The sequence below is a fragment of the Paenibacillus sp. FSL R5-0407 genome (assembly GCF_038009185.1).
Taxonomy (GTDB): Bacteria; Bacillota; Bacilli; order Paenibacillales; family Paenibacillaceae; genus Fontibacillus; species Fontibacillus vini.
In genome coordinates this window covers 428,425-440,346 of the sequence record NZ_JBBPAX010000002.1, presented here as the reverse complement: position 1 = coordinate 440,346, position 11,922 = coordinate 428,425, and the positions used below count along the sequence as shown (strand labels likewise).

The 11,922-nt window shown below is 51.0% G+C and carries 8 protein-coding genes; all 8 read left to right on the top strand.

Annotated elements, in window-relative coordinates:
* The first annotated feature begins 34 nt into the window (after positions 1-34).
* The 8 genes from NYE70_RS21230 to NYE70_RS21195 all read left to right on the top strand — a co-directional run bounded on the left by NYE70_RS21230 (position 35) and on the right by NYE70_RS21195 (position 11,906).
* Positions 35-760: a response regulator transcription factor gene (locus tag NYE70_RS21230; protein ID WP_213655367.1), complete on the top strand. Its 726-nt coding sequence runs from the start codon at positions 35-37 to the stop codon at positions 758-760.
* Positions 761-762: 2 nt separating this feature from the next.
* Positions 763-2,202, top strand: coding sequence for a sensor histidine kinase (locus tag NYE70_RS21225; protein WP_341048013.1), 1,440 nt, complete (start codon positions 763-765; stop codon positions 2,200-2,202).
* Positions 2,203-2,319: 117 nt separating this feature from the next.
* Positions 2,320-3,078, top strand: coding sequence for an ABC transporter ATP-binding protein (locus NYE70_RS21220; RefSeq protein ID WP_211021546.1), 759 nt, complete (start codon positions 2,320-2,322; stop codon positions 3,076-3,078).
* Between the two features lie 4 nt (positions 3,079-3,082).
* Entirely contained in the window at positions 3,083-5,494 is a 2,412-nt protein-coding gene (locus NYE70_RS21215; protein ID WP_341048012.1) for an FtsX-like permease family protein, read from the top strand.
* A gap of 264 nt (positions 5,495-5,758) precedes the next feature.
* Entirely contained in the window at positions 5,759-6,763 is a 1,005-nt protein-coding gene (locus tag NYE70_RS21210; protein WP_211021548.1) for a LacI family DNA-binding transcriptional regulator, read from the top strand.
* Positions 6,764-7,167: 404 nt separating this feature from the next.
* Positions 7,168-8,589 carry an ABC transporter substrate-binding protein gene (locus NYE70_RS21205; protein WP_341048008.1) on the top strand — a complete coding sequence of 474 codons (1,422 nt, stop codon included), beginning with the start codon at positions 7,168-7,170 and terminating at the stop codon, positions 8,587-8,589.
* Positions 8,590-9,729: 1,140 nt separating this feature from the next.
* Entirely contained in the window at positions 9,730-10,812 is a 1,083-nt protein-coding gene (locus tag NYE70_RS21200) for a carbohydrate ABC transporter permease (protein WP_341048007.1), read from the top strand.
* Positions 10,812-11,906, top strand: a complete 1,095-nt coding sequence (locus NYE70_RS21195) for a carbohydrate ABC transporter permease (RefSeq protein WP_211021551.1) — start codon at positions 10,812-10,814, stop codon at positions 11,904-11,906. Before NYE70_RS21200 ends, NYE70_RS21195 begins: the two co-directional genes overlap by 1 nt.
* The last annotated feature ends 16 nt before the right edge of the window (positions 11,907-11,922 follow it).

The window sequence follows — 11,922 nt, the reverse complement described above, 5'->3', positions numbered from 1 at the left end:
TTTTATATTTTGGCGGGATGCGGTGGAGGAAGTTATGGAAGCTAAACGAAGAGTACTGGTGGTCGAAGATGAAGCCGACATGGCTAGGATTATGCAGGATTATATTAGAGTCCATGGGTACGAAGTCCATGTGGCCGGCGACGGAAAAACAGCGGTACATTTGATCGATGCGGTGCAGCCGGATTTTATCATCCTGGACATTATGTTACCCGACGCGGACGGAATCGAGCTGTGCCGGCAAATCCGCGAAAAGCTGGATACCCCGATTCTGATCCTCAGTGCCAGAGGCAGCGATACGGACAAGGTGCTGGGACTCGGGTTCGGGGCAGATGATTACATGACTAAGCCATTCTCCCTCAGTGAACTGGTAGCCAGAATCAGCGCGCACTTGCGGAGAAACGAGCGTTTGATTCATGCCGCTGCCCGGCAAGAAGATGTATTGACCTTTGGAGATCTTGTGATCGACAAAAAAGGGTACCGGGTCGCGGTTGCGGATCGGGAAGTTTCGTTCTCGGCCAAAGAGTTCGAACTGTTGTTTTTTCTTGCCAGCCATAAAAATCAGGTGTTCTCCAAGAGCAGATTATTGGATGAGCTATGGGGATACGGTGCATACGGCGATGAGAACACGATCACGGTATACGTCCGCAGAATCCGCGAAAAAATCGAGGCCGATCCGGCTCATCCCGTTTATATCAAGACCGTTTGGGGCGTGGGCTACAAGTTTAGCGACGAACAGGTTACGGGAGCGAGTGAAGCTTAGATATGGATTTGAAAACTTGGACAAAACGATGGATTATCGCCGCGATGGTATGTGTTGTCATCATTACCGCATGCGGCGGTTACTTACTTATGGGGCTGCTGCGTTCGGGCAATCCCGGCGCCACCTCGGCCATTAATCAAGCCCGATTGACCGTCAGCGATTTTATGGTTTATCTGGAAAAGAATCATGAACAGCTGTCCGGGGACGAATCGGTTCGTGAATCTCTGCGCGACTTATCGACCCAGCGCGGAGTGAGCCTTCTGTTTGCCGGGCTGGACGGCAGCGTGATTTTTAACTCCTCTCAGAGCGGATCTCCTACCCGCATTAATCCGAAAACATCGGTTCATTTTGATTTATCCGCTGCCCGGAGTGGGCCCGGCGCCTACAAGATCGCTTTTCCGGTCGTGGACCCCGACAGACAAACTCAAGTCGGTAACGCCATATTCGAATTGCAAGCGGATGAAGCCTTACTTACAAAAAGGGTCTCGCACGCGATACTGCCCGGCGTAATCATGCTGCTGGCTTTTATCGTGCTGTCAGGCCTGCTGTTTGTATTACATAGAAAAATAAATCACGGAATGATATCACCTGTGACCAAGCTGAAGGATTACAGCGAAGCTATTCTCAGAGGGGACTATGGTCAAAAGGTGGAATATAACCAAGCTGATGAAGTCGGCGAAATGTATGCGGTATTTGATCAAATGCGCCTGGAGATTATGGATCTGCACCGTCGAAGGGACGAGGGGGAACAGTCCAGAAAAGAATTGATATCGAATATCTCGCATGACCTGAAAACACCGCTGGCTACCGTCAAAGCCTATATCGAGGCCATCAGGGACGGAGTCAGTCCGGATATGGAAACCGTACGTGAATATGCTGATGTCATGCATACCCAGAGCGATAAAATGGCCAAATTGATTGACGATCTGCTCCTCCATGCCTTAAGGGAGCTGGGTCAGATCTCGATCCAACTGACAGAGCAATACAGCAGGCGAATGTTTGAAGAGATTTTGCAGCCCGCCCGGCACCTAGTTGAAACACGTGGCATCACGTACATTGGACCTGCTATGATCCCAGATGTTCTGATTTCGGCGGACGCTCGCCGGATGGAGCAAGTAATCTCCAATCTCATAGTCAATGCGCTAAAAGCTACCCCCGCAGGCGGCCGGATAAGCATAAGCATCGAGCTTGAAACCGGGCAACTGCGAGTTTCCGTAACGGACACGGGAAGTGGTATTCGGCCGCAGGATATGCCCTTTATTTTCGAACGTTATTATCAAGGTAAGAGCGGGCAAGAGGGAGGCCATTACAGCCGTACGGAAGGCGCGGGGCTAGGTTTGTCAATCTGCAAAACGATTGTGGAAGCGCATGGGGGGATGCTTTCTTTTCGCAGCAACAAAGGACAGGGGACGGAATTTCATTTTACCCTCCCGGTGGATTAGGAGGAGGCAGTAATACTTTATTCATAAATCGATAAGAGGATGGTAAGAAATGCCCTCTACAATGGTTGTATAACCACGAAATAGCAGCTGTTCGTAGCAAGATTGGGAGGGTATCTATTGAAGAAGCAAGCGATTATTGAAGCGGTGAATTTGTGCAAAACCTATTCCACCGGAAGCGAACAATACCATGCTATCCGCAATTTAAGCCTGGAGATTTACGAAGGCGACTTTACGGTGATCATGGGCAATTCCGGATCGGGGAAATCCACGCTGTTGTACATGCTCAGCGGACTTGACACCGTGACCGCCGGTGAGGTTCATTTCCGCGGAGAGCGGATCGATACATTTAACGAGAAGAAAATGGCGGATTTTCGCGCCAAAAGGATCGGTTATATTTATCAAAGCATCAATTTGGTCCCGGATTTAACCTTGTTCGAGAACATCACTCTGCCGGGACATATCTCGGGAAATCCCCCAAAAGAAGTAAATGGCAAGGCAGAGACTCTTATGGGCGCGATGGGCATCGGAGATTTGCGCGGCCGCCTGCCTTTCCAGACCTCGGGGGGACAGCAGCAGCGCGCGGCGATTGCTAGGGCGTTGATCAATGCTCCGGAAGTGGTTTTTGCGGACGAACCGACAGGGAGCCTGAATTATGAGCATGGCGTCGCTGTGCTGAATATTTTGACGGAATTGAACCGGAAGGGACAATCGGTCGTCATGGTCACGCACGATATTCAAGCGGCTTGCCGCGCTGACCGGCTTATATTCATCCGGGACGGGCAAGTCGGCGGATTACTGGAATTCGGTAAATTCGATGAACGGGATATGGAAACCAGAGAGTCCGTCATCTTTTCCCTTGTTTCGGGAAAGGGGTGAGCGTATGAAGCCGATCTGGATCATTTGCCGTTCCTATTTGCGGAGGAAGAAGATTCAAAACGGACTTATTGCTCTGCTCATTATGCTGTCCACGCTGCTGCTGACGACGGCGTCTCTTGTTTTTGCCAACACGGGGAACCTATATAAGGATATGCATAACAAGACTGCAGGCGCTCATCAAATTTTAACGATGGGGGATGAGCTTCACGATCCAAGGCTGATTCATAAGTGGTGGGATGAGCAGTCCGATGTTCAGGCGACCGCACTGGTACCGTTTCGAAATCTTGACGGATTAACCTATAACGGACAAGAGATTTCCAATATCTATATGTTTATGATGAATACGCCGGAGCAACCTGCTAATGTGGATAAATTGATTTTTGCCCAGGGTACCGAAACAATAACTCCCGCCAAAGGAACGATATGGATACCTACCTCCTTGGCCTACACTCACGGCATTACACAGGGAGATACCTTGACCTTTCAGTCAGGCAGCCGCAGCTTCGAATTGTCGGTGTCGGGTATCGTGGTTGACTTGGCATATGGTTCGCCGTTCACGATAAATGCCCGAATTTGGATGAACAGCGAGGATTACGACCGGGAACTGGCTTCTCTGCCGGGGAGTGATCAATATATGATGGGGCTGAGATATGAGGATTACAGTCAAAGCCCGGTGATCTGGGAACGATTCGAATCCTACCTCGGTACCCCCTATCTGGAGACCAAAAGCGAATTCGAGGAACTATCCTCTTTTTACTTGATTATTAATAAGGTCATCGGATTTATCATGATATTTCTCGGATCGGTTATGATGCTCGTAGCCTTGTTTACGGTCGCATTTACCGTTTCGGAGGCGATTATGACCCATTATCGGACGATCGGTATTGTTCGTTCACTGGGTCTGACTTCGAAACAAACCGTAGCGGCTTACGTGCTGCAATATGGCCTGGTTGCTTTGGCGGCCGTTATACCCGGAGTTTTGATCAGCAGGCTGCTGGCCGTCGGCATTGTGAGCAGATCGCTGCAGTATTTGAAAACGGGGGATGACTTATTACAAATACAAGGATTGTCCCTGGGATCGGCTGTCGGTTGCTTTATTTTTCTGCTTGTCTTAATCAGCGTATGGTTATACGCCGGGAAGGCCCGGAAGGTACAACCGGTCCAGGCAATCCGGTACGGGATGTCCGAAGCTGAATACAGCCGGATGGCAAGGCGCCTGAATCCCCGGAACAAGAACTCCCGGCTCAGTTTCGGGAGAATACCGGTGACCGGCGTAATTGCGCTGCGGAATTTAAACGGCAACCGAAAGGCGGCCACAGTGATGCTGCTCCTGACGACCGTTAGCTCGGCGGTGCTTGTACTCGGGTTTGTCCTTCTGTATAGCATTATTAATATCGGACGGACCTCAGCTTTGTGGGGATATGACGATGCGCCTGTCGTTGTTACTGTGTTTAATCAAGCCGTATTCTCCGGGGAGCGATTTGAAGCGGATATGAAGTTGGACTCCAGGGTGAAGTCCGTCGGCTGGAACGACGATATGACCGGGGTATTTCCGCTGGAGGACTCGGAGGTGAAGGATGACCGTTCCCGGTCGCTGAACGTTTATGTCGGCGTACTTGAAGGCGGGTATGAGGAGTTCGGCTTCGCCTCGATTCAGGGAGATAACCCGCGCAACGGGAATGAAATTGCCCTAGGTTTCAACTTGGCGAGAACACTGGGGAAAGTGCCGGGAGACATGGTCGAGATTTACCTCGAAGGACACAAGCTCACGCTTACGGTGAGCGGGATATACCAAGCGATTTCCAATATGTCGTTTTCCGCTAGAGTAACCGCGGATACGGTGAGAAGTTATCGGCCGGATTACCGTGAAAGGGAGATGGGTTATCTAAATCTGTACGATAAGTCCCAAGCCGACGAAATCGTGCGGGACCTGAATCGGAAGTATGGCGACTCATTGTCGGCCGTGACCCAACAGACGCTGCTGGATTCGGTTTACAAAGAGGCGGAGGTTGTCTTGATCGCTCCAATGGGCTTTATGGGACTGCTGTTTTGTCTGGTCACCTTTCTGATCATTTATAGTTTCTGCCGGATTCAAATCAGAAAAGAGAGCAAAACGTACGGAATATACAAATCTCTCGGCATGACTTCCCGTAAAATCAGAGCTGCCGTCAGTCTGGGGATTGGGGTCCTTTCACTGATCGGAGCATTTATCGGCTCAGTATGCGGCGTATATCTGCTTCCTCGGCTGCTTGAGCAAATTCTGGTCTCCTACGGCCTTGTCCGGCTCCCGCTTCTGCTCAATGGTGGAGGAATTGCCGTTGTTGCTCTCGTGAGCGTAATAGTAGCCCTCCTGGGATCTTGGTTGTCATCAAGAATTGTAGTCACTACCTCCGCCAGGGATTTGGCGGCCGAATAAAAAGATCTGAAGCTTGAAATAAAAGCATGGGCCCGCATCGCCGTACCGGAAGTTATCCGTAATTGGGGAACCTCCGGTAATGGCGATGGGGGCTATTTTTGTATTTTAAACATGAGGAAGAATTAAAGAATCACCGCTATCACCCATGCACGATCACCCGTGCAGTTACCACCTTTATGTAAGCGCTTCAAAAAGTGCTTGTTATTTAAAATCAGGTTTGCTATACTGCACTTGAAAAGCTTTTCAAAAAAGGAAGTAGACATAATGAAACCAACCATTCGGGATGTTGCCAAGATGGCGGGAGTCTCCATCAGCACGGTATCCCGCGTAATGAACGCACCGGAAACCGTAGTTGAGAGTAAGCGTCTAAAAGTGCTCGATGCGATCGAGGAGCTGCAGTATCAGCCGAACTCTTTTGCACGAGGCCTCATTTATCGAAAGTCTTTTACACTCGGCTTGCTTATTCCGGATATTGAAAATATGTATTACGCCGGCATGATTCGGGGGATGCAGGATGCCTGTATCAAGCTCGGGTACAGCCTCATGATCTGTAATACGGATCGGGACCCGGAGCGACTGTTGTCGTACATCGATGCTTTTCATGAAAAGCAGGTCGACGGCATCGTGTTCGCCAGCGATATGCTGTTTCCCGAATACTACGACAAGCTGGTGGGCTGTCGGATTCCGTTTGTTATGGTCTCGTCGCACTCCGACGAGTACGACATTCCCAGCGTCGAAGTGGACGACGAAGCCGCCGCTTACGATGCGGTCAAGTTTTTGATCGAGCTGGGTCACAAGCAAATTGGAATGATCGGCTTCAACGATGTGAATTCAATTGCGGGACCGCCCCGTATTGAAGGGTTTGCCAGGGCGCTTAAGGAATTCGGTTTGGAGCACAACCTTGAGAAGGTTAAATATGCGAGTCACCGGTTTGAACATGCTTATGAAGCGTCCCACGAACTTTTTTCGGAGTATCCCGATACCACCGCCGTATTCTGCGTCGCCGACGAATTTGCTATGGGTGCGATTTCGTACTTGAAGGACCGTAATGTGCTGGTGCCCGGTCAAGTATCCGTCGTCGGATTCGATAATGTCCGCATGGCCGGTATGTTCATTCCGAAGCTCACGACGATCGCCCAGCCCATTTACGAATTGGGCTACCGTTCCGCGGAACAACTGCATGAACTGGTAACGACGGGAAGCGTGAAGGTCACCCGGGAGAAGATGAAGCATAGACTGATCGTAAGGGAATCTACCAGGGAAAGATGAGTAGGAAAGATCGATCGTAAGAGATTCTGCCAGGGGATGGTGAAGTGAAACTCATCGTAACTATCAGGGGAAGATGAAGCACCTCGCCTCTTTTCCGTAGAGTTTGAAAAGCTTTTCACAATGAAGCTGAATCTAATCTATATCCTGGCGGAAATGCGGAGAAGCTTTTAGGAATAGATCAAAATGCAAACGCATACATAGTATGTGGCGACAGGATGAGAAGAATAGGAAGTAACAGAAATGCACGATTTTTCATGAAAAATAGAGATTGATTTGTTATTTTGAAAAGCTTTGCAAGCTTTTAAGGAGGTGATTCGCCTTAGCATTGCCGGGACATCAAGACCCTCAGAGGATGGCTGGAAAGTTGGAACTGCTTCTAAAAAATCAAAGGGGATGTTGAAAAGATGAAAAAGACTTCTGCACGCAAATGGTCACTGCTGCTCGTACTTTGTCTTTCATTCACGATGGTTCTCAGCGCCTGCGGGGGCGGAAATAATGCCTCGAAGAACGAACCGCCTGCTCCTGCTCCAAGCAACAACGAGGCTTCGGGAAATAATCAGGGCGGAACGAATAACGGCGGTGATGACAGCGGTTCCCCGCTGGATTTGGCAATGAAAGGCGAATATAAAGGCACCAAGGTCACGATGTTCGGTCCGTTTGTGGACGCCGACCAGGTGAAGTTCGAGAATAGCATTAAGGAATTTGAAGAGAAAACAGGTATCGATATTCAATACGAAGGCTCCAAGGAGTTTGAAGCAACGATTAACATCCGGGTGGACGGCGGCAATGCTCCCGATATTGCGGATTTCCCGCAACCGGGGTTGCTCGCTTCGATTGCCAAGACCGGCAAAGTTATTGATTTGACCAACATTTTGGATCAGGAAAAGTTGAAAGCGAACTACAATCAGAGCTGGCTGGACATGGGAACGATGGACGGCAAAGACGGAAAAATCATGGCCGGCATCTGGAACCGCAGCAACGTGAAGAGCTTGGTATGGTATCCGAAAAAGCAATTTGAGGAAGCCGGTTACGAAGTTCCGCAAACCTGGGATGAAATGATGGCTCTGACCGAGCAAATCGCCAAGGACGGGGACGCGGCTTGGAACATCGGGATTGAGAGCGGCGCGGCCACCGGCTGGCCGGCTACCGACTGGGTGGAAGACATCATGCTCCGCACCACATCGCCAGAGAATTACGATAAATGGGTAAAAGGGGAGCTGCCTTTCACCTCTCCTGAAGTGAAGCATGCGGTAGAAGTCATGTCCGAAATCTGGTTGAACAAAGACTACGTATACGGCGGCACCAAATCGATCGTGACAACCGCCTTCGGCGACGCTCCGGCACCGATGTTCGATAATCCGCCGAAATCCTGGTTCCACCGTCAAGGTAACTTTATAACCAGCTTCTTCCCGGAAACGGCCAAAGTGGACGTGGACTATGACTGGTTCTACCTGCCGCCGATCGATGAGCAGTACGGCAAACCGGTGCTCGTAGCGGGCGACATTTACGCGATGTTCAACGACCGTCCTGAAGTTCGTGCGGTAATGGAATTCTTTACGACTGGCGAGTCGATCAAGACTTGGGTTCAATCCGGCGGCGTAATCGCGCCAATGAATGACGCAGCGTTGGACTGGTACAGCTCGGAATCCGACCGTCGCATGGCGAAGCTCGTTCAAGAAGCTTCCACGCTACGCTTTGACGGATCTGACCTCATGCCGGGCCAAGTCGGCGCAGGGACGTTCTGGAAAGGTATGACGGACTATGTGAGCGGAACGGCGACGTTGGATAAAGCGCTGGAGCAGATCCAGGCAGGCTGGAAGAACTGATTTTTGTGCGCTGGGATTCTGTGGTTGGCCGTCGCGTTTGGCGGTAGGTCGCATAGGGGGCGACTTCGGCTGGCGGTTCGTTTCGTCCGGAGGGCGGTCAAGTATGCGATTGATCTCGGCGGTTGGGTGCGGACTGTCGATGGCTGTTCCCGTCGGCAACTGGTCTCGGCAAGTAGGATGGATCCCGGACGGCGGTTCATCTCAGCTAGCTCGATCTCAACCACGTTGGTTTCCTACGCGATTGGTTCCTCCGCGTTAATCTCGGCCGCGAGGTCTCGCTAACGGACATCACAGCCCTTAAAATGCCGAAAACACGGCATTTTAAATTCTAACGGACATGACGGCCCTTAAATGCAGGTTGAACGCATGTTTTTGGGCGAATGGAGTGAGTTAAGGGCCTGTGTGTCCGTTAGCTTTGCAAAACAGCCATTTTCGATCCAATAACGGCGCTGGTGTCCGTTAGATTGGGATTGAGAGGGGAATGGGACTGGCGGAAGGTAACGGAAGTGCGGAAGGTAACGGAAGTGCCGAAAGGCAATGGAAGTTAGTAAGAGGCCATGCCTAATGGCGGTGGATCGGGTTCGTCTCAGCGAGCTCGATCTCAGCCACGTTGGTCTCGTCCGAGATTGATTCCTCCGCGTTAATCTCGGCCGCGAGGTCTCGCTAACGGACATCACAGCCCTTAAAATGCCGAAAACACGGCATTTTAAATTCTAACGGACATGACGGCCCTTAAATGCAGGTTGAACGCATGTTTTTGGGTGAATGGAGTGAGTTAAGGGCCTGTGTGTCCGTTAGCTTTGCAAAACAGCCATTTTCGATCCAATAACGGCGCTGGTGTCCGTTAGATTGGGATTGAGAGGGGAATGGGACTGGCGAAAGGTTCCGGAACTGCGAAAGGTTCCGGAAGTGCGGAAGGTAACGGAACTGCCAAAAGGCAAAGTTTATGCCGAAGGGCACCGGAACCGGAAAAACAGGAGAGGGGCTGACTTAAATTTGAGCGGGCCCCTCTTTTTTTCATCAAAGCCAACAGATTATTGGCGATTGCTTATGAAAATCAGATGTCAGTTTTGCTCCGCAAAACGAAGTGAATGCTTACGAAGTAAGTTTTGCTCCGCAAAACTTTGAGGAGGAGCCATTATGAGTGCACAAGCGAAGCAGGGAGTTAGCCTGAAAGCCGTGCTATTGTCGGTCGTTATCCTTTTGGGCAATCTCGTGGTTCATGGCGCGATCTTTATGTTTTTTCGCGATTCGACGTTGAATCCGCTGGTGACGGCTGTGCTGGCGGTCATATGGGGCGTGCTCGGCGTGTACCTACTGTACTTTACGCTGAATCTCGCGGCCGAACAGTACCCGGAAAAGGTGCGCCGGAGAATTCTGCCGTATATTTTCATCGGGCCGGGGGCGATTTTGCTGGGCTGGCTGCTGGTTTTGCCGGCGCTACGGACGCTGTACCTGAGCTTTTTCAATGCATCTTCGGAAAAATTCGTCGGCCTCGCGAATTACGCCGCCATCTTCAGCGATCGCTTGATGGGCATAGCGCTGCGCAACAATTTGCTGTGGGTGTTTGTCGGCACCCTGGCCTGCGTAAGCCTCGGCTTGCTGATTGCGATTCTGGCCGACCGCAGCAGCTTCGAGAAACTGGCCAAGTCGATCATCTTCATGCCGATGGCCATTTCCTTCGTGGCCGCCGGGGTGATCTGGAAGTTTGTCTACTACTACCAGCCGGGCGACGAGCAAATCGGGTTGCTGAATGCGATCGTTACTTTTTTCGGGGGCGAACCGCAGGCCTGGACGAGTATGATTCAGCCGTGGAACAACTTTTTTCTCATTCTTATTCTGATCTGGATGCAAACCGGTTTTGCCATGGTGATCTTCTCCGCCGCCATTAAAGGGGTTCCCGAGGATATTCTGGAGGCGGCGCGCGTGGACGGAGCGGGGGAAGTGAAAATCTTTTTCGGCATCATGATTCCTTACATCTCCACGACAATTCTTACGGTAACCACCACGATTATCGTCTTTACGCTGAAAATATTTGACGTCGTCATGGTCATGACAGGCGGTCAATACGATACGGAAGTCGTTGCTACACAGTTTTACCGGCAGTTTTTCATGTACCGCAATTTCGGGTACGGATCGACCTTGGCGATCGTGCTGCTCATTGCCGTCTTGCCGGTGATCATCATTAATCTGCGCCAGTTTCGCAAACAGGGGGGATTCTAATGGTCGGGCGAAAAAAGAGAAAAGGCAGCAAAACGCTAGTTAATATCATTCTCGGCTTCATTTGCCTGCTATGGCTTATCCCTACGCTCGGGTTATTCATTTCCTCATTTCGGCCTGCGGCGGACATTCTCCAGACCGGCTGGTGGAACGTGTTCCCTCACCAGGATTGGAAGAAATCCGGCGAGAGTGTCCAGCTACCCAAAGAGACGGATTTGCGGCAGCCGATCGAAGTGGGCGGCAAAACGTTCACCGATGATCAATTGAAATCCGGGGTGACCGTGGACGGCGACCGCCTGATGTGGGAGAACCGCAGAGCCCGCACGCTAAGCGTGATGGAGAAGGGCTGGGAGTTCAAGCCGGCGCTGACGCTGGACAACTACAAAAACGTACTCTCCGGTAAGGAGTATAAGCTGAAAAATGCCGACGGTAGCGAGACGGTGCAAAAAGGCAGCGGCTTGTCCCAAGCATTCTGGAACACACTGACGATCGCGGTTCCTGCTACGGTGATTCCGGTGCTGATCGCTTCTTTTGCCGCTTATGCATTTGCATGGCTGCGATTCCCGGGCCGTAAGACGCTGTTCGTCGTCATTATCGCGATGCTAGTTATTCCACTTCAAGTGGCGTTGATTCCGGTCCTCAAAGATTACACGGCGCTCGGGCTCAACGGGAGTTACTTAGGAATCTGGCTGGCGCATACGGCCTTCGGCCTGCCGCTCGTCATTTATTTTATGTATAACTTCATCAGCCAACTGCCGAAGGATTTGTTCGAATCCGCTTTTATCGACGGGGCGAGTCACTTCACGATCTTCTCTAGGCTGATCTTGCCGTTGTCCGTACCGGCTTTGGCTTCTATCGGTATTTTTCAATTCTTGTGGGTGTGGAACGATTATCTCGTTTCGCTCATCTTTATCGGGAACCAGCCTGATGTACAGGTCATGTCGATGAAAATCGCCGATCTCGTCGGCTCGCGCGGGAACGACTGGCACTTGCTGACCTCGGCCGCGTTCATTTCGATGCTGATGCCGCTCGCCATCTTTTTCCTCCTGCAAAAATATTTTGTCAGAGGGCTTATGGGCGGTTCGGTAAAGGGTTGAATTCGTTGTTTGTACG